This window comes from Poseidonibacter antarcticus (genome assembly GCF_003667345.1).
GTDB lineage: Bacteria > Campylobacterota > Campylobacteria > Campylobacterales > Arcobacteraceae > Poseidonibacter > Poseidonibacter antarcticus.
In genome coordinates, this window is record NZ_RCWF01000002.1 from 174,819 (window position 1) to 199,570 (window position 24,752).

Genomic DNA, 24,752 nt, shown 5'->3' on the forward strand with positions numbered 1-24,752 from the left:
AAAATGAATTTTTTTGAAGACTGGGTTGAACTTGATTTAAACCCTATTATTTCTTTTTCTTCTACGTCAAAGATTTTATATACAAATTGTGAAGCTCAGTTTTTATTAAATAGAATAAAACCAAAAGAGCTTTATGATATAGCTTTACAGTATGCTCCAAAATCTTTTGGAGCAGAAACATCTTATATAGATTTAACTATACAAAACTATACCTTTTATGCCATTACTGTTACATATGAAAATGAAGATGAAATTCATATAAAACTTTATAAAAGTGCTATGGTAAAAAAAGAATCAAAACTTAATATTAAAAATATAAATAGTACAAATATTTTTACACTTGTAGATTTAGCAATATCTACAAACAAGATTAAAACAGATACCTTATATACAAAAAACTATGATCCTTCTATTCCTGAATTTAAACTAGATGCAAGTTTATTTATAAAAACACTTAATCAAATTTTTGAAGCTTTTAGTGGTTCTACTGATATATATTGTTCTATTTTACTTAAAATTGGTGAATATATAAAAATTGAAGGAAAAAAATATTCTTTAATTGCGGTTGAGATAATATCTAATAAAAAAGCAAGAAAAGAACTACTTCAATATAAAGAAGATTGTTCTTTTATTCTAACATGCGAAGAGAACAAAGTAATTATTGATTTACCTCTAATTACTTAAGAATTACTATTTAAAATTATTCAAAGCTTTTATCTTTTATCTAAAAGCTTTGAAAATAAAACTCCAATAGGAACTATTCCTAATCCTACTATAAAAGCTATTGGATGAAATAGTTTATTGTTATTTAAAGCAAAAAAACCAAATACTAAAATTACATATCCTAAAACTCTATATATTGATAAAAATCCTGTTGCTGAAAAAATAGTATTTTTAAAAGAATTCTTTTTTACTTTTGATTTCTCATCTGTAATAATCTCTTTTATTTTTTGTGTTGTTAATTCAGATTCTGGAATTTCTTCATATTCAGTATATAAATCATAAGGATCGTCTATTTCATCTATCTTATCCCTATCTTCACCATTTTGTTTTTTTGATAAATCAAGTTTAGATAATCTTCCTTGAATATTTTTTCTATATGATAAAAAAGAAGCAATAGTAATGAATAACGATGAAATAAATGCAACTTGAGTATTTAATAACCATATTGGCGTATTAAATACTAAAGCATAAATAACTAAACAAAGATCTAAAGTTATAAAAACTAGAGCAAAGTTTTTAATTGATTGATTAATCTTCATCGTCGTCGTATTTTCTATCCCCATGCTTAGCTCTATAAGCATATCTAGGGTCATCTTCCATACCTTCGTATGCTTTTTGAGCTCTTTTATATGCTTTGTATACATTAAGTCCAGCTGCTGCTATTCCCCAAAATAAACCTAACCATAATAACCAATCAATTTCGAAAAGTGCTTTTAAACCATATCCAATACCAAAACCAATAGCAATAGCTGCTACCATTGAAATACCCAAAGATAAATTGTCTAAAGCTTCAATCTTATCTCTATGTTTTGGTATTACTTTTTCTTCTTTTTTTTGCATTATTAATTCTACTTAATATATGAACAACAATAATCACATATTGTTTTCACTTTAATATCAAAATTTGAATTAGCAATTACACTAAAAGAAGTATTAGCTGTATAAGTATTCCAAGTATCTTCACCTGCTAGTTTAACTTCAACCTCACCTGCTAATATTTCCATTAGTTCAGCTTCATTTGTTCCAAAGTTATAAGTTCCAGGCATCATAATTCCTAAAGATTTACTTTCACCATTTTCATCTATAAAAGATCTACTTGTAACATTTCCATCAAAATATATATTTGCATTTTTTATTAATTCAACATTTTTAAAACTAGTCATATCTTTCCTTTTATAAGTTTTTCATAACTTCTGATGCTGCTTTTAAACAATCATCAATATCATCATTTGTTATTACAGTTGATATAAATCCAAGTTCATATTGAGAACAAGCAAAATAGTAACCTCTTTTTAACATTTCGTGATGAAATTTCGCAAATCTATCAAAATCTGATGTAGCGACATCTTTTATATTTAAAGGTGATTTTTCATTGAAGAAGTAACCAAACATTGAACCTCTTGTATTAACTTGAAAAGGAATATTATAAGAGTTTGCAACTTCTTTTAATCCATTCATTAATCTTAAAGCTTTTGCATTTAAATCATCATAGATAGCTGGATTTGCTTTTAATTTTCGTAAACCAACTAATCCCGCACTCATAGCAACAGGATTTCCACTTAATGTACCTGCTTGATAGACAGGACCATCTGGTGAAAGATGTGCCATTATTTCATTTGAACCTGCAAATGCACCAACTGGCATTCCTCCACCAATAACTTTTCCAAAAGTAATCATATCTGCTTTTGTATCAACAAGCCCAGATGCACCTGTTAAAGAAGCTCTAAATCCTGACATAACTTCATCAAATATTAGTAATGTACCGTGTTTATCACATAATTTTCTACAAGCTTTTAAAAACTCTTGTGTAGCTGGAACTAATCCCATATTTCCTGCAATTGGTTCAATAATAATACAAGCTATATCATCTGATTGCTCAAAACATTTTTCTAAATTTTTAATATTGTTATATTCGCAAACTATAGTATGTTTTGTTAAATCAGCTGGAACTCCTGGAGAACTTGGTGTTCCAAAAGTTGCTAAGCCTGAACCTGCTTGAACAAGAAGTGAATCAGAATGTCCATGGTAACATCCTTCAAATTTTAAAATATTATCTCTACCTGTCACACCACGAGCAAGTCTAATAGCTGACATTGTAGCTTCAGTTCCTGAACTTACAAATCTTACTTTATCAATATTTTCATACATATCAACAATTTCAGAAGCTAATTGTGTTTCCAATTCAGTTGGTGCGCCAAAAGATAAACCATTTTTAACTGTTTGTAAAACTGCTTGCTCAATATCACTATCACAATGACCAAATATTAAAGGTCCCCAAGACTGTACAAAATCTAAATATTTATTACCATCTACATCATATAAATATGCACCTTTTCCTTTTGTTATAAAAGGTGGAGTTCCTCCAACACTTTTAAATGCACGTACGGGAGAATCAACACCTCCTGGTATTACTTCTTTTGCTTGTGCGTATGCTTTTACTGAATTATCAAACATTTTATTTCCTATTAATTTTCTATTAGCGATATTCTACTATAATCACGTTATGAAACTTATTATACTTAGCCTTATTATTTCAATATCTTTACATTTGTTAATATTCAATGATTATGAACTTACTCAAAAACAAGATGAACAACAAAATAATATTAAAAAACAAAAACAAGCTAATGTAACATTTGTAAAAATTAAAAAAAAAGTTGAATTAGCTAAAAAAGAAATAATTAAAAAAACAGAGATAAAAAAAACTAAACCTAAATCAGAATCTAAAAAAACAGTTATAAAAAAGAAAACAACAACACAAAAGAGAAGTAAAAAAGTTACAAAAAAAAGAGCTATAACAAAAAAAGTAGCAAAAAAGTTTATTAAAGCTCCAAAAAAGATTAAGTATGATAAAAAAAGAGTTACAAAAATACCTAGTAAGAAAAAAATAGAAGCTGTAAAAAATAGAACATTAGAAGATTTTTTATCACAAAAAGAACCAATTAATAAAGAGATATTAGATGATATTCAAAAACTTTATGGTAAAGAATTTGAAACATTTACAAAGGTACAAAAAGCCTATATCAAGAAAAATTTTAATAGTTTTCAAGTAATAACACAAAGAGTATTATCAAGATTAGGATATCCACGTCTTGCAGCTGAATTAAAAATTTCAGGTTCAAATGTAGTAGAGTTTATTTTTCATCCAAACGGTAATATTTCAGACTTAAGAATTACAAATTCATCGGGTTACGAAATATTTGATAAATATACTATTAAATTAATACAAATAGCATATAAAGATTACCCTAGACCAAAAACATCGACTAAATTAATATTTAATGTTCGATATACATTATATTAGAAGGAAATAAATGATAGAAAATAAAAATGAAGATAGGCCATATTTAAAAAAACTATTAAAAGGAGACATTAGTTTAAGTATCACGTTCTGGTTGTGGTTTATTTTCTTAACACTTTTAATAAATATATTTATAGATAATACTTTTTTGAAGATTTCTTTTAAAAAAACTATAGGTGATGAGATATTTAGTATATCTATTTATTTATTAACACTTTTATATTCGATATTAATTTTTATTGCTGTTCAAAAAAGTGCAAGTAAGTATATAGGGAATAAATTATGGCCTTTTTTAGCAAAAGTAATCATTTCGATAAATCTTTTCTTTTCTTTATTCTCAACTTATGACTTATTTAAAGTTTATTTTTTTGAAGATTATGCAATTAAGAATGAAATAAATAATTTAAAAGATAATCTTCCATTAAAAGTTGATTCTTTTAGTTACTTAATTGATATTAATATAGAAGATAAAAATATTTATTATATTTATCAATTAGAAAGTATTATTAATTCAAATTACAATTTAAATAAATTTAAATCTCAAGTTCAAGACTCTTTATGTGAAAATGAAAATACTTTAAGACTCCTAAAAAGAAATTATATTTTAGATTATACGTACATTGATAAAGATGAGAATAAACTTACTGAAATAATAACAAATAAATCAAATTGTGGCAAAAGTATTTATGATTTAGACATACTTAAAGAAATACTAAAAAATGAATAATATAAAGTTTAGGAAATAAATGAATTTAGAAGAAATACAAAACAAGTTAATAAGTGATTTTGATTTAAAAAGAGTTATGGAAATTCTTGATAAATTAAATGAGGATTATGTAGAAGATGATTTGATTAATAATATTAAAGGTTTAGTAAAAATGGCTTATCTTTCAAGAGAAATGGAAGACATTACTTATTCTTCAGGTCATTTTATAATAAATAGAAGTTATTTTGAAGGGGAAGAAGTAGAATATAGTTTAAGTTTTTTACTTGAAGTAAATGCAAATTTAAGTTATCCACTAGAAAAAGCCTTTGAAACAAAAAATATAAATGAAAAAGAGTTACAAATAAAAAGAAAATTAGAAGAATTATTGATCTTCAATAAAAATGCTTATAAAGAAGATGCTAATTATACTAATGAAGCTAATATCCAAAGAATTGAGAGAATATTAGAAATAATAGCTTGGTAAAAAACCTATTTAGGTTTTTTACTTTTTTATTTTATAGTTGCTAGAACTAATTCTCGTAAAGTTTTACAAGCAACTGCTGTTGATACACCACTTGCATCATACTTTGGTGAAAGTTCAACAACATCCATTCCCACTACATTTTCTAATCTTGATAATATTTTGATTATTTTTAACATATCATGAAAATCAATTCCACCTGGTTCTGGTGTTCCCGTTCCAGGAAAAACAGAAGGATCAAATACATCTAAATCAATAGTAATATAAACAGGTTTATCAATAAGTATTTCAACTCTATCCTCTAATGTTTCATACGTAAACTTTTCTAAATGAGAATGCTCTTTTGCCCATTCAAACTCTTCTTTTAAACCACTTCTTATACAAAACTGATTTAATCTTCCATCACCTAATTGATCATAAATTCGTCGTAAAACTGTTGCATGACTTAATGCTTCGCCTAAATATTCATTTCTTAAATCTGTATGTGCATCAAAATGAATAATATGTAAATCATTATACTTTTTACTTAAAGCTTTTATGGGTGCAAGTGAAACTAAATGCTCCCCACCTATCATAATAGGAATTTTATTAGCATCAATTATTTCTTGAATATGCTCTTGAATTATTCTTAATGCATTTTTTTTATCACCATAAGGTAATTCTAAATCTCCGAAATCAAAAAGATTTAATTCTTCTAAATCTTTATCAAAATATGGAGAATAACTTTCAATATACCAAGAGTCTTCTCTCATAGCACTAGGTGCAAACCGTGCTCCTGGTTTAAAAGATGTAGTTCCATCAAAACCAGCACCAAAAAGTACAGCACTTGCATCTTTAAAATCTGCTTCAAATCCAATAAAACAATTATTCTGTGCTTTCATTCTTATAAGTTCCTTTCATAATTATATAAATCCATATACCTAAATGCTAATAAATTTTCTAATATTGCAAAAAGTACAATAAAATTAATAAATGAACTACCACCATAAGAAAATAAAGGCAAAGGAAGTCCAACAACAGGTGCGAAGCCTATAACCATTAATACATTTACACTCATATTAAAAAATAGCAATAAGCCCAAACCTGAGGCAAATACCCGTATGACGTAATCATCTTTAAAATAATAATTTAAGGTCAGTAAGTGTGCTATTAGCAACATATATATAAAAATTAAACCAATTGCACCTAAAAATCCATATCTCTCTACGAAATAAGCAAATATAAAATCACTAGTAGCAATTGGCAAAAATTTCAATTGTGTTTGTGTTGCTTCTTCACTTAGTTTTCCGACTAACCCACCAGAACCAATTGCTATAATAGATTGCTGGACGTGATAACTAGGTTTTTCAGAAATAAAATCTGTAATTCTCTTTTTTTGATAATCTTTGATCAGATATGTATAAATAAAAGGAGAAGCAATTCCAATAAGTAAAATTATTGATGTCCAAATTTTCCAATTTACACCAATTATAAATAAAATACCGTAACCAACAAGTAATAATACAAGAGCCGTACCCAAATCTGGCTCTTTTGCAATTAATACAAAAGGTAATAAAATATAAAAAGAAAAATAAAGAAAATCAATAAAGCTATATCCCTTTTCAGGAGGTGGTCTATTGTGAATTAAATAACCAAGCATCAAGATATATATAGGTTTTATAAGCTCTGAAGGTTGCATTGTTGTATTTAAAAAAGGTATAGGAAGCCATCTTCTAGCACCAAGTTTTGTCACACCCCAAAATTCTACAGCAGCAAGTAACAAAATACCTAACCAATACAAAAAAGGGATCCATCTTAATTTCTTTCTAATTGGTAATATAAATACTACAATAAATGTAAAAAATGAAAGTGTAAAGTATATTAATTGTTTATTCGCTAATATTTCATTTGTTTCACTTATTAAATGATATGATAAATATATCAAAGGTAAAACAAATAGTATTAACAAATAATCAAAATGGGAAATAATTCTCTTATCAAATAAACGCATAGTGAAAGAGTATCTAAAAATGTATAAAAATTTTATTGTTCAAGAAACAAATAGACTAGATAAGTTCTTAGCATCACAAATTGATGCTTCAAGAAACCAAGTAGAGCAACTTATAAAAAAAGAGTTTGTAAAAGTTGATGGTAAAACTGTAGTAAAATCAGGATTAAAATTAAAAGAAAATCAAGAAATTGAAGTCTTTTTTCCAAAAGCACAGTTAGAAGATGTTAAAAATGAAGATTTTATAAAAGAATCATTAAAAGGTAAAAATGTAAAAATAATTTATGAAGATGAAGATATTCTTGTTATAAATAAACCTGCAAATTTAACAATTCATGATGCGCCAAGTGTAAAAGATGCTACTTTAGTTGATTGGTTGAAATTAAGAAAAATGTCGCTTTCTACAATTTCAGGAGAAGAACGTCATGGAATTGTACATAGACTAGATAAAGGTACAACAGGAGTTATGGTAGTTGCAAAAACAAATGAAGCTCATAGATGTTTATCTGAGCAATTGCAAGATAAAAGTATGGGAAGATATTATCTTGCAATTACTGATTTACCCTTGAAAGATGATTTAATCATAGACAAACCAATTGGAAGAAATCCAAATAATAGACTTAAAATGTCAATAGAGGAAACAGGAAGAAATGCTAAGTCAGCATTTAAAAAAATTGATATCTCAAAAAACGAAAAATTTGAATTAATAGCAGCCAAATTATTTACAGGTAGAACACATCAAATAAGAGTTCACTTGAGTTCGATAAATAGGCACATTCTAGGAGATAATTTATATGGTTTTAAGGGCGATTTAAATAAAATAAATAGATTTTATTTACATGCATATAATCTGTATTTGTTTCATCCTAAAACAAACAAATTAATGACTTTTAAAGCAGATTTACCTGATGACATGAATGAATTCTTAAATAAACATTTTCAAATGGAGAATATACATGACAAAATTGATGCAAACAACATCATTGACAGCTTTAGTTCTTTTACTTAGTGCTTGTTCAAATTTAAATAATAGTTTAAATACAGCAGAAAAACCAAAAATTGATGAAACAATTGAAGTTATTGATAGTAATACTATCAAGTCAATTTCAGATATGACATCAATTGCATTTGAGTGGAGAAAAGTTGAAGATCCAAGAGTTATTGGTTATAACTTTTATAGAGCTAATATGCATAAAGACGGTAGAAGACTTAAGCTAATTAGTTCTGTAAAAAATAAATATACTACTCATTTTGTTGATACAGATCTTGAACCTGATACAAAATATGTTTATCAAATTTCTTCAAAAGCAGCAAATGGACTTGAATCAAATACTACAAATGCTTATGTAGCACAAACTCTTCCAAGAATAATACCAGTTAGTTTTGTTCAAGCCTTATCAGAATTACCAAATAGAATTAAAATTATTTGGAGACCACATCCTGATTTAAGAATTGCTTATTATAAAATCGAAAGATACAATTCAACACTAAATGAATGGAATACAGAAGCAAAAATAAAAGGTAGACTACAATCTGAATACATAGATAGTGATTTAAATAATAATGAATCTTTTAAATATAGAATTACTGCTTATACATTCAAAGATTTACCAACAATGCCTAGTCAAGTAGTTACAGCTAAAACAAAAGCATTACCAATGGGTGTTCAAAATATAAGTGCTACAACTACTGAACCTAAAAGAATATTATTACGATGGCAAGCATCTCCAAATGATGATGTAATGAAATATGTAATTTATAGAAGTCCTATTAAATCTTTTGCTTACTCAAAAATAAAAGAAGTTAACAAAGATACTTTTGAATTTACAGATAAAGTTGATGAAGATGGAAAAGAGTATTTTTATAAAGTTCTTGCTATTGATAAAGATTACTTAGAAAGTTCATCTAAAATTGATCCTATTAAAGGTGTTAGTTTAAATCAACCAGCTAAACCTACAATAACTTTGGCTCAAATACAAGGTTCTAAAGCAATATTAAATTGGGTACCAACTGATAATAGAGCTATTTCTTATAATATTTATAAAAAAACAATGATAAATTTCTTTCAATCTAAAACAGAAAAGTTTACTGATATAAAAGGATTAAGATTTGAAGATAATAATATTATCACAGGTGTTGAGTATAAATATTCAATCCAAGCAAATGACACTTATGGTTTAATGTCAGAAAGAACTGATGAAGCTTCATTAATTCTACCAAAAATTTCTATACAAAAGTAGTTAAGATATGCCCCACATAGTATTTAATAAAACCGATTTAATTAATACACCATCATCAAAAGATGGTGTAGAGTTTAAGTTTATAGCAAAATCATATAATTTTACAACACACGAAAGAAATACTGAATATAAAATTGCAGTAGAAAATCAAGGAAAAGAATTCTTATTAACTTTGAAAAATAAAGATAATGATCAAATGATTAAAATCGATAAAGTTACAAGAATAGCACCTATTACACTAGTAAAAGATGCTTTAAACGCTTATGTAGATTCGATTAATCCTAAAATTGTATTTTCAAATACAAATAGTATTCATCAAAAAGCAGAGCCTCAAAAAGAGTTTTTAAAAGATATTAACTATTTTGTTGATGAATTCAAAACAGATAAAGAAATACAAATAGAAGTAGGATTTGGAAGTGGAAGACATCTTTTACACCAAGCAAAAAATAATCCTGATATTCAATTTATAGGACTTGAAATTCATACTCCATCAATTGAACAAGCTTTAAAGCAAATGAAATTACAAGATATTACAAATGTTTTGATTGTAAATTATGATGCAAGACTTTTTATGGAATTTATTGACTCAAATAAAGTTGGAAGAATTTTCGTTCACTTCCCTGTTCCTTGGGATAAAAAACCTCATAGAAGAATTTATTCAAATGGATTTATAAATGAAGCATTAAGAGTTTTAAAATTTGAAGGTACACTAGAACTAAGAACAGATAGTAGAAAATATTTTGATTATTGTACTGAATTATTAACAAATCTACCAACAGGAAAAATTACTATTGATATAAACAAAGATTTAGAAATATCAAGTAAATATGAAGATAGATGGAAAAAACAAGGTAAAAATATTTATGATGTAGTTTTACAATCACAAAGTGTTGATGAGCCTTTAGTAATCCAAAAAGATTTTTCATTTGATTTTGAGATAAATTATGAAGATAAGATATCAAGTATTCCAACTAAATCAATTGTAGACAAAGATTTTTTTGTTCATATAGAAGATTTATTTATAATGGAAAATGAAAAGAATTCTGGACTAATACAACTTACAATGGGAAATTTTGATAGACCAGTAAGTAAATATTTACTTATAAAAAATGGGAAAATTGATTATTATCAAGGTTCACCTCTTCCTACTAGTTCTAATATCAAAGCTCATAATAAACTAAAAGAGATTTTAAATTAGATGCTAGAAGCAAAGAATATATACTTATCTTATGATGATAATAAATATATTATAAAAAAAGGAAACTTTTCTATTAAACCAAAAGAATTCATCTTTATAGGTGGAAACTCAGGTAGTGGAAAATCTACTTTATTAAAATCTTTTTATGGTGAGATTCCACTAAAACATGGTAGTTTAAAAATTGATGGTGTAGAAGTTTTTGGTATAAGAGGTAAAGCACTTAGAGTTTTAAGAAAAGATGTTGGAGTAATATTTCAAGATTATAAACTTGTAAATGAGTATACAATTGAAGAAAATATTATGATTCCTCTTAAAATCAATGGATATTCAAATGAAATATCAAGAGATCAAGCGAATAAATTATTATCACATGTAAAACTTTCACATCGAGCTGGATATTATCCAAACGAATTAAGTGGAGGTGAACAACAAAGAGTTGCAGTAGCACGTGCGCTTGCTCATAATCCTAAGATAATAATTGCAGATGAACCAACAGGAAACCTTGATGATTATTCAGCAGAAGTTGTTTGGAATTTATTAAAAGGTGCAAATGAACAACTAGGTATTACAATAGTTGTTGTAACGCATAGGGTTCCTAAGAACTTAGGAATAAAGTTTAGACAGTTATCTTTAGAGGATGGTATAATATATGAAGTTTCTTAAAAACATTCTTGCCTTTTTAATTCCTTTATGTTCAATGCTTTTAACATTTTCAATATATTTATTAATTGATAATGTTGTAGATAATTATAAAAAGAAAATATCAAAAGATTATTCTATTGTTATAGTTACAAATACACCCTTAATAAAAGAGAATATTAACGAATTAGCAGGTATTAATGTTGATAGAATTCAAACATTACCTAAAGAAAAAATTATTAATGATATAAAATCAAACTTATCAAGTAGTTCAATTGAATTGTTAAAAAAGAAACTTCCTAATTTTTATCAAATATATCTAGAAGTATTCCCAACAACAAGTGAACTAGAGATAATAAAAGATACTTTATTAGAAAATAAAAATATAAGAAAAGTAGAAGTATTTTATAAAAATCATAATCAAACATATCTACTTTTAGTATTATTAAGTAGTATTTCATTTATCTTATTTTTTATAATTACTATTTTTGCGATTATAATAATAGCTAAACAAATTAAACTATGGTTTCATGAACACAAGACTAGAATTTCAATATTAAGGCTTCATGGTGCTTCAGTTTTATACAGTGCATCAAATGTTTTAAACTATGCAATTTTTAGTTCGTTTCTTGCATTTTTAATTGTTGGAGTTTTTTTATATTATATCTCAAATAATATGACCATTTTATTTCCCATTGAATTACATGAAATAGTAAATGTAAAAATTGATTTAAATTATGAACTATTTAAGATGTTCATCTTATCTTTTACAATCTCTATTTTTACAATACTTGGTGTATTATTAAAGTATAAAATAAATGACGAGTAAAATAATATTTTTATTACTATTTATTTTTGGTAATGTTACTTTTTCATCAACTAAAGTTATAGATAATAAGATAAAGAATAATAAAAGTAACCTACATAAAAGTGTGTCTAAGAAAAAACAAGCATCACAAAAAGTAAAAGATTTAGCAAATAAAATTGATAGACAAAATAGAAATATTATAAAATTAGAAAGAGATATAAAAAAAGTAAATTTAGATATAAATGAGCATGAAAAACTTTTAGAAGAATCTAAATTAAAACTACAACAATTAAGAAAAAAATCAACAAATTTGATAAAAGAGAGAAAAGGCAATGAAGAACAAATTGTTGATACTATTATCGAAGATTTTTCTACTTCTATTGCACTTAAACTTGCATCAAAAAATACTCTTGGAGAATTAATCGATACTGAAATTTATACACTTCTTTCTGAAAATTCTAAAGATCAGATTTTAAAACTTGATAATAATTATGACTTATTAACTAATAATACTAAAATAAATAAGAAAAAAATTAAAACTATTTCAAACTATATTGAAAAAAGAAAAAAAAGAAAAAAAACATTAAATACATTAAAAAATAAACACTCTAAATCATTAATTGATTTAGAAGAGCAACATAAATCATATCAACGAGAATTGAAAAAAGTTGTTAAAAGACAAGAATCACTTAAGAAACTTTTATCTACACTTAATATTTTAAAAGAAGAAGAATTAAAAAAAGAAAGACTTAGAAGAGCAAAAATACAAAGACTACTTGCTTTAAAGAAAAAGAAACAAGCAGCTAAAAAGAGAAAAACAAAAAGTAAAAGTACATCAACAGCAAAAAAAGAAGAACCTATACAAACAGCAGAAATAAGAAACCAAAAATATGCAAAAAATTTAAATCTAGATGTAAAAAAAATAGGTTCATCTAATTCAGGAGTAAAAGTTGTTAGATATAGGGGAAGAAGAACAATTGCACCTTTAAAATCCTTTAAAGTAGTAAAAAAATTTGGTACTTATTATGATCCAATCTATAAAATAAAACTTTTTAATGAATCTATAGTTTTAAAAACTACTCGAGCAAAAGCAAAAGTAGTTTCAATATTAAATGGAAAAGTAGTTTATGCAAAGAAAAATGCAGGAATGCTAGAAAATGTTGTTATTATTCAACATCAAAATGGCTTACATACTATTTATTCTCATTTAGATGAAATAGCCCCTACTCTAAAAGTTGGGAAATGGATAAAAAAAGGTTATGTTGTAGGTCGAGTTAGTAATAACCTAACATTCCAAGCGACAAAAAATTCAGCGCATATTAATCCAAAAGATTTATTTAAAATATAATGACTAAATACAAATATCTACATATTTATTTACCTGTATTCTTTGCACTTTGGGTTGGACTTTTTTTTGATAGTAAAATCATTTCAAGTGAATTTATACATAGTCAATATTTTACTCTTGCTATAACACTTATCACCTTTATTTGGATTTATACAAAAGTATCTGTTAAAATAAAGAAATTAATGCTTTGCGGACTACTTTTGGCTATTTTAGGAGAAGTTTTCTTTTCTTTAATTCTTGGTATGTATACATATAGATTAGAAAACCTTCCACTTTATGTTCCTTTAGGTCATAGTATTATTTATGCAGGTGTTTTTTATATCACAAAAGAACCTATTTTTAAAAAGAATCAAGAATCAATAATCAAAATACTTTATGTATCAATGATAGTTTATTCAACGGCATGGTTGATTTTTGATAATGATGTTTTTGGATTTATTTGTATGTTAGTAATTATTTATATTTTTAAAAGAAGACCAAATACTAAATTTTTCTTTTTGATTATGTTTTTTGTGATTGTTTATTTAGAACTTTTAGGAACATATTATCAATGTTGGTATTGGCCTGAGATTTGGTTTGATAAGATAGCTTTTATTCCTAGTTCTAATCCACCAAGTGGAATAAGTGTATTTTATTTTGGATTTGATGCTGGGTGTTTATGGTTTTATAAAAAATTTAATAAACAAAAATGGACAAGATTTCGTAATTTACAAAAAATAAAAAGAGAAAAAATATGATATTATACATAGATGGAGATGCCTTTCCAAATTTATTAAAACCTATTGTTTTAAGAGCAATTGAAAGATTGGAAATTGAAACAATAGTAATAGCTAATAAAAAAATAAATATTGGGAAATCAAAAAATATCAAATATATGATAGTTGATGCAGGAGCCGATGAAGCTGATAATAAAATAGTAGAACTATTAAATGAAGATGATTTAGTAATAACAGCTGATATTCCACTAGCAGATAGAGTTATAACAAAAAATGCACATGCAATAGACCATCGAGGTGCTATGTATACGCAAGATAATATAAAACAGTATTTAGCATATAGAAATCTAATGCAAGAAATACGAAATAGTGGAGAAATGACAAAAGGTCCAGCTGCTTTTTGTTCAAAAGATGCACAACAATTTGCAAACTCATTAAACAGTTTTTTGCAAAAACCAAATAATAAAATATAATACAAAGGATTTACCATCATACTAATAGACGATGCAACAAAAAAACAATTCAAAAAATTCTGCAATAAAAACAATCCAAAAGATATGGAAACAGCAATCAAATACTTTACAATATTTGGTGGTCTTGATATTAAAATAGACACAACTATTCCTTTAAAAGAATTAATTGAAAAAGAGATTTTAAATAAATACTCTTATTTAAAAAATGAAATCACTTTATTTACAGGTGGATATAGTGTTGACCAAGCAATACTAAGCGGAATTGCTCTAGGTGATAGAAGAACAAACTCATCTTTTAGAAGAGCTTTTGTTACTTTTGAAGAAGGAATGAAATGCGTTGATAAACTAGTTGAAAAAGGAATAATCGAAATAGAAGCCTCTCAACATTTTATTACAAACCAAAGAGGAAATAATAAAATAGCTAGAAAACTTCTATTTACTACTCCCTTTTTAAGATTTTGGTACGCTTTTGTTTCACCAATTTATAAAGGAATCAAAGAAGGTAAATATGAAGAGTTTTATAAAAACTTTGAAAATAGAGAAGCTGAATTTACAAACTTTGTTTTTGAAGAGTTATGTCTTGAATTATTAACAGACCTTTATAAAGATGATAAACTAAAAAATAGTGGTAAATACTGGGATGAGAAACATAATATTGATTTAATAGCAAAAACTACATCAGGAAAGTTAATAGCTGCATCGTGTAAATATGTAAACTCGAAAATTAAAAAGAATGTATTAACAAGTCTTAAAAATACATGTAAAGAAATCGGATATGAACCTGATATTTATATTTTATTTACAAAAACAGGTTTTTCAAATGAATTAAAATCTTTAAAAGGTGATAACTTAAAACTTTATACAGAGAAAAGCTTCAAACTTTTATTAGAAGATTAAGATATGAACTTAGTTGGTTTTGATTATATAAATCAAAGAGATAAAAAACTCGTAGAGCTTTTTATCTCTTCAAATAAGACTAAAAAATATATCTTAGGAATAAATAAACTAGGTAAAAGTGTTTTAAAACACCTAGAAGTTGATGGAATAATTGATGATTTTACAAGAGTTCAAAGTTCAAGAAAAAAAACTGTATTAAAAATACAAGATGTTCCAAAAGATTCTATTATTTTAACTGTTGCAACAGGAAGTCCACTTGAAGTAAAAATAAAACTAGATGAGTTAGGATATACGCATTTTAACTATTTAGCATTTATAAGATACTCAAAACTTGATTTAGTCCACCCTCCTTTTATAATGGATTTCAAAGATGATTTTTTGAAAAACGAATCAAAATATCAAGAAACTTACGATTTATTAGAAGATAAAAAATCAAAAGAAATATTTACAAAAATATTAAATTTTAAAATGACTTTTGATTTAGATTTTATGGAAGGTTTTACAAATAATCACAAAGAACAATATTTTGATAAAGAGATAATTCCCAAAATAAAAAATATAAATTTTGTAGATGGTGGAGCTTATGTAGGAGATACACTTCCACAAATAATCAATAACTTTCCAGATTACAATAAAATATATTGTATTGAACCAAATGATTTACACCTAAAAATTGCAAAAAGAGATTTCCCAAATCAAAGAGATATAGAGTTTATAAACTGTGGATTAGGAAAAGAAAAAATAACAAGTACAATTTCACAAGATGAGCAAAACAATTGCTCACACGATTATCATGCACAAAATATAAATACAATAGACAATCTAATAAATGAAAAAATAGACTTTATCAAAATGGATATTGAAGGTGCAGAACAAGACGCAATTAAAGGTGCTACAAATACTATCAAACTGTATCATCCTATTTTAGCTATTTGTATATATCATAAAGCAGAAGATTGGTATAAAGTACCAAAGATGGTATTAAATATTAAAAATGACTATAAAATATATTTACGTCATTATATGGAAGGTATTTTTGAGACTGTTATGTATTTTATACCAAAATCATAACTATTTACTTATTCTATTCTTCATTCATATATTTATTTGGACTAATTGCGTGCATTCTTTTAAATACTTTATTCAAATGACTTTGGTCATAAAAACCTACGTCATTTGATAGTTGGGCAATTGAAAGGTCTTTAGAGTTTTGTAATTCTTTTTTTGCTTTATTTATTTTTTTATTAACGATAAAAGCATGTGGAGTTAAGCCAAATTTCTTTTTAAATATTCTAGTTATATAAGATTCGTTATATCCAATCTTTAAAGAAATATCTTTAAGCGTAATTTGTTCATCAATATTATCTAAAATATATTTTTCTACTTCACATAAAAAACTATTTTCTTCTTTTATTATTTCTGCATCTAAAGTTGTATATTTTCTTAGTATATCAATGATTTTATTTTCAAGAGTATCTTCAAAAGATTTATCTTCTAAAAGAATATTATTAAAAACTGTTTTTAATTCTTCATAAATATATTTATCTTCAACAATATTTACTCTCATATCCAAATGTCCTATTGAACTTCCAAAAAGCTTTTTTAGATTAATATAATACCATTCTAAATCAATATGTAGACCGTAGTAACCTAAAGGTTCTGGAGTAATTGCTTTAGATTGATGTACTTGATCTGGTTTAAAAATTGCCACTTTTTTGGGTTCTAAATAAACTTTTCCCTCTAAATGAAAATCAATTTCAATTTTGCCCTTATCAATTATTGATAATCCAAATGTTTCATGGGAATGTCTTGAATAATTTGTAAAGTATTTTTCTTGATAATAAAATTCTGCAAAAAAATTACCATCTTTATCATATAACTTTTTTATATTTTTCCTTTTATATTTTTATGTAATTAAAACCTATAAAATGTCAGTTTTTTACTATATTAATTCTTTTATACTTGATAATATTACAAGAAAATTAAGGATTAATTTATGAACTATGCTCAAACATTTCAAACATCACTTAATAGTACATGGATAATATTAAAACTAATAATACCAATATATATTATAGCCGACATTTTATTTTACTATAATCTTTTAGAAAATATTGCATTTCTTGTAGAACCAATAACTACAATGATAGGGCTCCCTCCTGAAGCATCTTTATCAATAATTAGTGGTATGTTTCTTAATGTTTATGCTTCAATAGCTTTTGCTGCTCCATTAGATCTTACAATTCATCAATGGACAATTCTTGCTGTGTTTATTGGTATTTGTCATTCACTAATCGTTGAAGGAGTAATTATAAAGAAAATTGGCTTATCAAATTCTTACTCTTATTCTCTTCGAATAATAGTAGGTTTTATTGTAGCTATGATTACTTCTTTTATGCCAAGTTCTTGGTTTAGTTCAACAATTACAGAAAATACTTTTACTAAAATACAATATAATTCTATTACTGAAGTATTATATAACTCGATAATAGATTCTGCTATTTTAAGTGTTAAAGTAATTATTTTAATTACACTACTGATTTTTATTATGGATTTTATTAAAACTAGAAAATTTATTGAAGATTCAAAGAAAAATGTTAGTAAAGGATTTTCTTTAACAGTTGGTATATTTTTAGGAATTACTTATGGTGCGGGAATATTGATAAAAGAAGTTGAAAGTGGAAGAATTAACAAAAATGATATCTTTTATATAGGAACATTTTTAATGATTTGTCATGCAATAATTGAGGATACTTTACTTTTTGTGATATTTGGAGCTGACTTTACAATGGCTATTGTAATTAGAACTATTGCCGCAATTATATTTTCATATATATTATTGCTATTTTATAAAAGAAGAACTAATTAATTCTTCTTTTATAAATTTTACTTAAAATTAAGATTTAGCAGCAGTTACAATAATCTCAACTAGAGTTGTAGCTGTAGCCATATTTCCTTCAATACAAGCACGTGCAGGAGGATTTTCTTTTGAAACCCATTCGTCCCAAACACTATTAAATCCTTCAAAATCTCTTGCAATATCTTTTACAAAAATTTCTACTCTTAAAATATCATGTTTAGTTACACCTGCAACCGCAAGTTTTTCTTCAGCCATTGCAAGAACTCTTGCAGCTTGAACCTTAATATCTGGATTTTTATCATCTGATACAATTCCAGCTAAATATACAGTTCCATTATGTTCAACAACTCTACTCATTCTTTGGCTTACTTCTTTTCTAATAACCATTATATTTCCTTTTATAGTTTTTCTAATTTCTTGTCATACTCTTCATTTAATTCATCTAATTCTAACTGAAATTTTTCTAATTCTTCAAATTTTACTTCAGCTTTTTTCTCATATTCTGCAATATCTTTTGAAATTTCAATTACTTTGGCATTATCAGCTCGATTTGTAGCTTGAATAAGTTCATTTTGTTCTTTTTCGATTATATCTTCTATTTTAATAATCTCATTTTCAAAATTATCAATTTTTTTCTTTAGTGGTGCTCTTAATTTATTACGTTCTGCAAGTAAAGCTGTTCTTAATTTTTTTGCTTCTTTTTTATTCATTTTTGGAGCTTTTTTAACTTTTACTTCTGATTCCTCTTCTTCCCAACCAATTTTTTCTAAGAATTCATCATATCCACCATCAAAATAATCAGCTCCACCTTTTGAGAAAATAACTAGTCTATCACAAACTCGTCTTAATAACTCTTCATTATGTGTTACTACAATACAAGAACCATCAAAGTTTTCAATAGCTTTTGTCAAAGAATCAATTGATTCCATATCAAGGTGATTTGTTGGCTCATCAAGAAAAAGTATATTAACATCAGTTGCTAATATTTTACCAAGCATTACCCTAGATTTTTCACCACCTGATAAAACTGATACTTTTTTCTTAATATCATCACCTGTAAACATCATAGATGCAGCTATTCCTCTAATAGATGATTCAGGAAGTTTTCCATTTCCTAAGTAAATCTCATCCATAATAGTGTTAGCAGGGTTTAAGTGGTCGATATTTGTTTGTCCAAAGTGTCCAAATGTACTACTTGTATGATAATCTATTTTCCCACTTACTTTTTCTAATTCACCTGCTATTACATTTAAAAGTGTTGATTTACCTTTACCATTTTTACCAATAATTCCTAAAGTTTCACCTTTTTCTAGTGTAAAGCTTATATCTTTGAAAAGAATATTATCGCTACTATATCCAAAGCTTACATCTTTTATATCTAGTAATACTTTTGCTGGTGTGTCTTTGTAGTTAAAATCAAAGTTTAAAGTAGCATCATTTTTTAATGCACCTAAATCTTCCATTTTATCAAGTTCTTTTTGTTTTGATTGTGCTTGTGCTGCTGTTGATGCTCTTGCTTTATTTTTAGCAATAAACTCTTCTAGTTCTTTTCTTTTTCTATCTTGAGATATTTTTTGTTTTTCAAAATGCTCATCATTACTTGCTAATTGTGCATAAAATTTATGTGTATTTCCTGGAATAATTTCTAAGTTTCGTCTAACTAATCCCATAGTATGAGTAGTTACAGAATCCATAAAGTTTCTATCGTGAGTGATAATTATAACTTCACCCATAAAAGTTTTCAAAAATGCACTTAGCCATCTTAAAGATAAAATATCAAGGTAGTTTGTAGGCTCATCAAGTAAAAGCAAGTTTGGTTCAGTTACTAACAGTTTTGCAAGATTTATTCTAATTTGATAACCACCTGAAAAACTTAAAGGGTCTTTTTCTAAATCTTCTTGTGTAAAACCTAATCCAAATAAAATTTTCTCAACTTTATAAACACTATATTTGTCATCTTCACTTAAAGCTAAAGCACCTTCTTCTCTTACTGTTTTTTCTGTAAATACAAGATGCTGTTTAAGTGCACCTATTTTATAACCTTTTGGAATAGAGATACTTCCATCATCATAGTGTTCTTCACCTAGTATTATTTTGAATAGTGTAGATTTTCCACTACCATTTCTTCCTACAAATCCTAGTTTATTACCAGAATTCATTCTAAAGTTTAGGTTTGAAAACAACTCTTTTTGTCCATAAGATTTTGAAATATTTGAAAGTTCTATCATATTACTCTTTTTTTATTTATTTAAGAATGGATTATACGCAATACTCAGTTATAGGCTAATTAAAAAAGATGATAATTGTTGGGAATATTTATTATAGAGATTTTTAAGGGTGATTTTGTAAAGAGATAAATAAGATTTATCTCTTTACATTTATAAAATTAAAGTTTGTAATTTACTAATGTAAGTCAGCGTTTAATTTAACTTCTCTAGTTGATCTCATCGCAACAATTTGACCATTTACTGAATTTTGTCTAAAATGAACACCATTTACACCTAAGAAATCCATTCCTCTCATTAGAGTTTTAATTTCTTTTTCTGGGTTAGCTTCTGCAATTGAAGCAACCGCTTTTTCAGATAATGTAATTTTAGTACCTGGTAAAATAGTTACACCAGCATCTAAAATACATCCGTCACCAATAGCAGTACCAGTACAAGAGTTTGCACCTAATAATGTATTTTCACCAATAGAAACAGGTACCCCATCAGTTCCAGAAAGAACACCTAAAATAGAAGCTCCACCACCAACATCAGAACCAGCACCAACTACAGCAGATGAAGAAATTCTTCCTTCAACCATTACAGAACCTAAAGTTCCTGCATTAAAGTTAATATATGCAGCACCTGGCATTACAGTTGTACCTGCTGCTAATTGTGCACCCATTCTAACTTTTGAAGTTTCTAAAATTCTTGTATTATCTGCAGGAATTACATGAGATAAGAATCTTGGGAATTTATCTACCATATCAATTGATGGATATTTTCCTGATAATTTTAATGAAATTTCATTAGCTCTTAACCAGTCTAATTCAATAGGTTTATTTCCAACCCATGCACAATTGTGTAATTTTCCGAATACACCATTTAAGTTTAATGATCTTAAAGCTGCTTTTCCAGTTGATAATGCATATAATTTTAAATATGCAGCTTCAGTAGATGCTACATCTGTATCTTCAAAAATAAATACAACTCTATAATCATCAGCTGTTAATCCTGAATCAATTGGTAATGATGCAAGTGTTGAAATAACTTGAACATTTTTATGATCTTCACCTTTAGCTTCTGCAATATATGGTTTAAAAGATTCAACACAAGTTGTTAAAAATTCATCATTAATATTACATACTAATTCTGATTTACTTGTATCTACATCTTGTCCTGATTTTTTTAAAGCATCTAATAGTACTGCTGCACTTCCATTATTTTCATTCCAGTTTATAATTGGGAATGTTGCTTGTAAAATTTTTGATGAGTCTAATTGACCTCTATCTACTTTTGCAATACCAAATCCGATTGGATTTTTGTACCAGCTTTGTGCTTGAATATTTTCTATTAATTGTTTAAATTCTTCTTTTGTATTAGCCATAATAACTCCATAATTTTTTGGGATTATACTATAAAGTAAATTAAGTTTAAATTTTATACCTAGTAAATGGTATCCATATCAATAGAAGCCATTGGTGAAGTAATTGTATGAAGAGAAGTAAGTAATGCTTTTATATTTTTTGAACGTAATATTATTTCATATCTATATTTATTTGCCATTTTGAAAATAGCACATTGTCCAAATCCTACTACTTCTATATCTTTGTTTTGTTTTAATAAATGTACATATTTATCTAGCTCATCTTTTACTTTTAGACCATTTGTATGTGCAAATATTACTTTTGCCATTTTTAGATACGGTGGATATAAATCTTCTCTAAATTCTAGCTCTGATTCTAAAAAGTCTTGATAATTCGATTCATTTAAATAATAATCAAAAAACTCTTGATTTTTTGTTTGAATGATTACTTCACCCTCACCTTTTCTTCCACTTCGTCCTGATATTTGAATAAGTAAAGATAAGGCTCGCTCTCTTGCTTTATATGAATTCATATTTAATAAAGAATCAATTCCTAAAACAACTGCTAATTTTACATTATGATAATCATGACCTTTTGACAACATTTGTGTTCCAACTAAAATATCAATTTCACCTTTATTAAATTCATTTAATATTGTTTTTAATTGTGTATTAGTTCTTACTTTATCTCTATCAAATCTTTTGATTATTTTATCTTTAAAAATTTCTTTTAACTCTTCTTCTATTTGTGCAGTACCAACTCTTAAGTTTTTTATAACTCCTGTATGACAAGAAGGACAAAATTCAGGAATTTGCTGTGTATATCCACAATAATGACATTTTAGTGCTAAATCATTTTTATGTAAACTCATTGAAACAGAACAATAAGGACATTCAACTGATTTTCCACAAGAAGTACAAATTTGGTACTTAAAGTTTGCACGCGTTGGCAAGAATACTATTACTTGATTTTTAGATTCTAGTGTTTTTGAGATTTTATTTAAAACTTGAATAGATAAACTAGCATCGCTATCATCAAAAGTGTATTTTTTTTTAGTATTGTGATAAGTTTGTGTTAATCTTATAAATGGAATTTTATAAAAAGAACTTGTCGAAACTGTTGCACTTCCTAATACTAATTGAATATCAAATTTTTTAGCTATATAAATACTCAAATCTTTTGTATGGAATCTTGGTTTTGAATCACTTTTATATGATTCATCGTGTTCTTCATCTACTACAATTACACCTAGGTTTTCATATGGTAAAAATAAAGCTGACCTAGCACCTGCTATTAGTTTTATACTTCCTTCTTGAAGTCCTTGAAGTATTTGTGTTTTTTTCTTTTTTGTGATTTTTGAATGCCAAATAGCTACACTATTTCCAAAAACTTTTTCTAATCTTTTTTGCATTTGTGGAGTTAGTGAAATTTCAGGCATTAATAAAATTGCCTGTTTGTTATCATTTAAATGTTTTTCAATGATTTTAATATAGATTTCTGTTTTTCCTGAACCTGTATTTGCAAATAATAGTGCTTGTTTCTTTTCATTTAAAAAATTTAAAGCTTTTGTTTGTTCATTTGATAATTCTATTTTACAATCAAAAGTTTGCTTTTCTTCTAGCTTTTTTATATCTTTTGAAAAAGGATTATAAACACTTAATGCTTCACCAAGAGAACATACATAATATTGAGAAACAAAGTGAGAAGTTTCGAGCATTTTTTTATCATAATATTCATTTGTGATTTCATCAATACTTACACATTTAAACTTTGGTTTTTCTACAGATTTTACAACAACACCAAGGCTTAAAACTTTTCGATTACGAAGTTTTACTCCTACTTTTGTACCTATATTTATTTCTTCTTCGCTTTGGTATGTAAGATTATTAAGTGGAGATTTTAATAAAGCAATTTCATAGTAAAACACTATTCAATCTCTTTACATATTTCAAGACTACTTGTACAGTTAAAACTATTATTTTCAAGAGAAAATAGTACACTTTTATTAGAAGATAAAATATATTCATAAGAACTATCTGATAGTTTTATCCATTTACCTATTTCTTTAAGTGAAGAAGTAGTAGAAAGTATATTAAAGTCTATGATTTTATCAAATAATATTTCATTATTAGTATTAGAACTTGCATCATCTAAACTATCTATAGAAATAACTTCATTTAATAATGTTTGTTTTGTTTTTAATTTACTAATATTATTTCTAATAATTGCAAGATTAGATTTTAATTCTGTGATTTTTGAGTTACTCATTATTTTATAGAATTTTGGTATTGCAAATGTTCCAATTATAGCAATAACAGCAATAACGATTATTAATTCTAATAATGAGAAACTTTTTCTCATTAAAATCTTGCTAATTTATTTGAAAGTTGATTAATATCTTCTTTAAATGAAGAATATTCTTGAGTAATTCTTATATATGCAGCTAATAAATCTTTAGTATCATTATTCTTTTCTTGATCTAAGAATTTAGTAAGCTCCATTTCCATATTGCTATCTACATTAATTGTATATGCCATATTATTAATATGAAAAATAATATCTTTATTCACCTTTTTGCGCCTTTATTAGAGTTAATGTACTATCTATTCTTAGAAACATATCTTGATTATTTCTAGTTAACTCGTCATTGTCATTTTGTAAAGAATCTATCTCTTGTCTTAATGATTGATTTTCTAATTTTAGTCTCTCATAATCATGTAATAGTTTATCAATTTTATTATTTAATGTTTCTATTATTTCCATAATCGCATTCTATCTAAATTTTCCTAGTAAAAAAATTTAAG

Annotated in this window: 29 protein-coding genes; 15 read left to right on the forward strand and 14 right to left on the reverse strand. The window is 26.1% G+C overall.

The features are described 5' to 3' along the window. Positions 1 to 3 precede the first annotated feature (3 nt). The gene (locus D9T19_RS03525) at positions 4 to 684 is read left to right on the forward strand and encodes a hypothetical protein (RefSeq protein WP_121626835.1); all 681 of its coding nucleotides are present in this window, start codon (positions 4 to 6) and stop codon (positions 682 to 684) included. A gap of 29 nt (positions 685 to 713) precedes the next feature. On the opposite strand, the gene D9T19_RS03530 is transcribed toward D9T19_RS03525, so the two are convergent. The 4 genes from D9T19_RS03530 to hemL are packed head-to-tail and all read right to left on the reverse strand — an operon-like array spanning position 714 to position 3,177. Continuing rightward, the gene (locus tag D9T19_RS03530; protein WP_121626836.1) at positions 714 to 1,262 is read right to left on the reverse strand and encodes a hypothetical protein; all 549 of its coding nucleotides are present in this window, start codon (positions 1,260 to 1,262) and stop codon (positions 714 to 716) included. Beyond that, a complete protein-coding gene (locus tag D9T19_RS03535) occupies positions 1,252 to 1,563 on the reverse strand; it encodes an AtpZ/AtpI family protein (RefSeq protein WP_121626837.1) in 312 nt (103 codons plus the stop codon). The genes D9T19_RS03530 and D9T19_RS03535 overlap by 11 nt, the downstream gene beginning before the upstream one ends. A gap of 8 nt (positions 1,564 to 1,571) precedes the next feature. Beyond that, the gene (gene ppnP / locus D9T19_RS03540; RefSeq protein WP_121626838.1) at positions 1,572 to 1,886 is read right to left on the reverse strand and encodes a pyrimidine/purine nucleoside phosphorylase; all 315 of its coding nucleotides are present in this window, start codon (positions 1,884 to 1,886) and stop codon (positions 1,572 to 1,574) included. 10 nt (positions 1,887 to 1,896) lie between these two features. Further along, positions 1,897 to 3,177 carry a glutamate-1-semialdehyde 2,1-aminomutase gene (gene hemL, locus D9T19_RS03545; protein ID WP_121626839.1) on the reverse strand — a complete coding sequence of 427 codons (1,281 nt, stop codon included), beginning with the start codon at positions 3,175 to 3,177 and terminating at the stop codon, positions 1,897 to 1,899. 49 nt (positions 3,178 to 3,226) lie between these two features. Between hemL and D9T19_RS03550 the strand changes: the two genes are divergently transcribed. The 3 genes from D9T19_RS03550 to D9T19_RS03560 are packed head-to-tail and all read left to right on the forward strand — an operon-like array spanning position 3,227 to position 5,214. Continuing rightward, positions 3,227 to 4,027: an energy transducer TonB gene (locus D9T19_RS03550; RefSeq protein ID WP_121626840.1), complete on the forward strand. Its 801-nt coding sequence runs from the start codon at positions 3,227 to 3,229 to the stop codon at positions 4,025 to 4,027. Between the two features lie 10 nt (positions 4,028 to 4,037). After that, positions 4,038 to 4,751 (forward strand): hypothetical protein, encoded by a 714-nt coding sequence (locus D9T19_RS03555; protein ID WP_121626841.1) that lies wholly within the window; start codon positions 4,038 to 4,040, stop codon positions 4,749 to 4,751. Positions 4,752 to 4,770: 19 nt separating this feature from the next. Next, on the forward strand, positions 4,771 to 5,214 hold the full coding sequence (locus D9T19_RS03560; RefSeq protein WP_121626842.1) for a hypothetical protein: 444 nt from the start codon (positions 4,771 to 4,773) through the stop codon (positions 5,212 to 5,214). 26 nt (positions 5,215 to 5,240) lie between these two features. Here the strand turns inward: D9T19_RS03560 and speB are convergent, their stop codons facing one another. Together speB and D9T19_RS03570 are read right to left on the reverse strand one after the other, a co-directional pair. Next, positions 5,241 to 6,092 carry an agmatinase gene (speB, locus tag D9T19_RS03565; protein ID WP_121626843.1) on the reverse strand — a complete coding sequence of 284 codons (852 nt, stop codon included), beginning with the start codon at positions 6,090 to 6,092 and terminating at the stop codon, positions 5,241 to 5,243. A 2-nt stretch (positions 6,093 to 6,094) separates the two neighbouring features. Beyond that, complete coding sequence (locus D9T19_RS03570) at positions 6,095 to 7,201, reverse strand: FtsW/RodA/SpoVE family cell cycle protein (RefSeq protein WP_121626844.1); 1,107 nt, start codon at positions 7,199 to 7,201, stop codon at positions 6,095 to 6,097. 19 nt (positions 7,202 to 7,220) lie between these two features. On the opposite strand from D9T19_RS03570, the gene D9T19_RS03575 reads away from it, so the two are divergent. From D9T19_RS03575 to D9T19_RS03620, 10 genes are all read left to right on the forward strand, one after another. Continuing rightward, positions 7,221 to 8,207, forward strand: coding sequence for an RluA family pseudouridine synthase (locus D9T19_RS03575; protein ID WP_121626845.1), 987 nt, complete (start codon positions 7,221 to 7,223; stop codon positions 8,205 to 8,207). Beyond that, the gene (locus tag D9T19_RS03580) at positions 8,155 to 9,438 is read left to right on the forward strand and encodes a fibronectin type III domain-containing protein (protein ID WP_228197958.1); all 1,284 of its coding nucleotides are present in this window, start codon (positions 8,155 to 8,157) and stop codon (positions 9,436 to 9,438) included. Before D9T19_RS03575 ends, D9T19_RS03580 begins: the two co-directional genes overlap by 53 nt. Positions 9,439 to 9,445: 7 nt before the next feature. Continuing rightward, entirely contained in the window at positions 9,446 to 10,636 is a 1,191-nt protein-coding gene (gene trmB / locus D9T19_RS03585; RefSeq protein ID WP_121626846.1) for a tRNA (guanosine(46)-N7)-methyltransferase TrmB, read from the forward strand. After that, entirely contained in the window at positions 10,637 to 11,299 is a 663-nt protein-coding gene (locus tag D9T19_RS03590; protein WP_121626847.1) for a cell division ATP-binding protein FtsE, read from the forward strand. It begins immediately after the preceding gene. Beyond that, complete coding sequence (locus D9T19_RS03595; RefSeq protein ID WP_121626848.1) at positions 11,286 to 12,104, forward strand: cell division protein FtsX; 819 nt, start codon at positions 11,286 to 11,288, stop codon at positions 12,102 to 12,104. Before D9T19_RS03590 ends, D9T19_RS03595 begins: the two co-directional genes overlap by 14 nt. Continuing rightward, positions 12,094 to 13,431, forward strand: coding sequence for a murein hydrolase activator EnvC family protein (locus D9T19_RS03600; RefSeq protein ID WP_121626849.1), 1,338 nt, complete (start codon positions 12,094 to 12,096; stop codon positions 13,429 to 13,431). The genes D9T19_RS03595 and D9T19_RS03600 overlap by 11 nt, the downstream gene beginning before the upstream one ends. Further along, the gene (locus D9T19_RS03605) at positions 13,431 to 14,168 is read left to right on the forward strand and encodes a hypothetical protein (RefSeq protein ID WP_205588676.1); all 738 of its coding nucleotides are present in this window, start codon (positions 13,431 to 13,433) and stop codon (positions 14,166 to 14,168) included. The genes D9T19_RS03600 and D9T19_RS03605 overlap by 1 nt, the downstream gene beginning before the upstream one ends. Then, entirely contained in the window at positions 14,165 to 14,620 is a 456-nt protein-coding gene (locus D9T19_RS03610) for a YaiI/YqxD family protein (RefSeq protein WP_121626851.1), read from the forward strand. The genes D9T19_RS03605 and D9T19_RS03610 overlap by 4 nt, the downstream gene beginning before the upstream one ends. Positions 14,621 to 14,704: 84 nt before the next feature. Further along, positions 14,705 to 15,517 carry a DUF234 domain-containing protein gene (locus D9T19_RS03615; protein ID WP_205588677.1) on the forward strand — a complete coding sequence of 271 codons (813 nt, stop codon included), beginning with the start codon at positions 14,705 to 14,707 and terminating at the stop codon, positions 15,515 to 15,517. A gap of 3 nt (positions 15,518 to 15,520) precedes the next feature. Further along, the gene (locus tag D9T19_RS03620; protein ID WP_121626853.1) at positions 15,521 to 16,588 is read left to right on the forward strand and encodes an FkbM family methyltransferase; all 1,068 of its coding nucleotides are present in this window, start codon (positions 15,521 to 15,523) and stop codon (positions 16,586 to 16,588) included. Between the two features lie 13 nt (positions 16,589 to 16,601). Here the strand turns inward: D9T19_RS03620 and D9T19_RS03625 are convergent, their stop codons facing one another. Next, on the reverse strand, positions 16,602 to 17,405 hold the full coding sequence (locus D9T19_RS03625) for an AraC family transcriptional regulator (RefSeq protein WP_228197966.1): 804 nt from the start codon (positions 17,403 to 17,405) through the stop codon (positions 16,602 to 16,604). A gap of 108 nt (positions 17,406 to 17,513) precedes the next feature. Between D9T19_RS03625 and D9T19_RS03630 the strand changes: the two genes are divergently transcribed. Then, positions 17,514 to 18,386: a nucleoside recognition protein gene (locus D9T19_RS03630; protein WP_121626855.1), complete on the forward strand. Its 873-nt coding sequence runs from the start codon at positions 17,514 to 17,516 to the stop codon at positions 18,384 to 18,386. A 27-nt stretch (positions 18,387 to 18,413) separates the two neighbouring features. On the opposite strand, the gene D9T19_RS03635 is transcribed toward D9T19_RS03630, so the two are convergent. The 7 genes from D9T19_RS03635 to D9T19_RS03665 form a co-directional block, all read right to left on the reverse strand. Next, on the reverse strand, positions 18,414 to 18,764 hold the full coding sequence (locus tag D9T19_RS03635) for a RidA family protein (protein ID WP_121626856.1): 351 nt from the start codon (positions 18,762 to 18,764) through the stop codon (positions 18,414 to 18,416). An 11-nt stretch (positions 18,765 to 18,775) separates the two neighbouring features. Next, a complete protein-coding gene (locus D9T19_RS03640; RefSeq protein ID WP_121626857.1) occupies positions 18,776 to 20,605 on the reverse strand; it encodes an ABC-F family ATP-binding cassette domain-containing protein in 1,830 nt (609 codons plus the stop codon). A 175-nt stretch (positions 20,606 to 20,780) separates the two neighbouring features. Then, on the reverse strand, positions 20,781 to 21,968 hold the full coding sequence (locus D9T19_RS03645) for a tetrahydrodipicolinate N-succinyltransferase N-terminal domain-containing protein (RefSeq protein ID WP_121626858.1): 1,188 nt from the start codon (positions 21,966 to 21,968) through the stop codon (positions 20,781 to 20,783). Positions 21,969 to 22,027: 59 nt separating this feature from the next. Further along, complete coding sequence (locus tag D9T19_RS03650; protein ID WP_121626859.1) at positions 22,028 to 23,875, reverse strand: primosomal protein N'; 1,848 nt, start codon at positions 23,873 to 23,875, stop codon at positions 22,028 to 22,030. After that, complete coding sequence (locus tag D9T19_RS03655) at positions 23,875 to 24,309, reverse strand: prepilin-type N-terminal cleavage/methylation domain-containing protein (protein ID WP_121626860.1); 435 nt, start codon at positions 24,307 to 24,309, stop codon at positions 23,875 to 23,877. Before D9T19_RS03655 ends, D9T19_RS03650 begins: the two co-directional genes overlap by 1 nt. Next, positions 24,309 to 24,518 carry a hypothetical protein gene (locus tag D9T19_RS03660; protein ID WP_121626861.1) on the reverse strand — a complete coding sequence of 70 codons (210 nt, stop codon included), beginning with the start codon at positions 24,516 to 24,518 and terminating at the stop codon, positions 24,309 to 24,311. The genes D9T19_RS03655 and D9T19_RS03660 overlap by 1 nt, the downstream gene beginning before the upstream one ends. Continuing rightward, a complete protein-coding gene (locus tag D9T19_RS03665; protein WP_121626862.1) occupies positions 24,511 to 24,711 on the reverse strand; it encodes a hypothetical protein in 201 nt (66 codons plus the stop codon). The genes D9T19_RS03660 and D9T19_RS03665 overlap by 8 nt, the downstream gene beginning before the upstream one ends. Positions 24,712 to 24,752 lie beyond the last annotated feature (41 nt).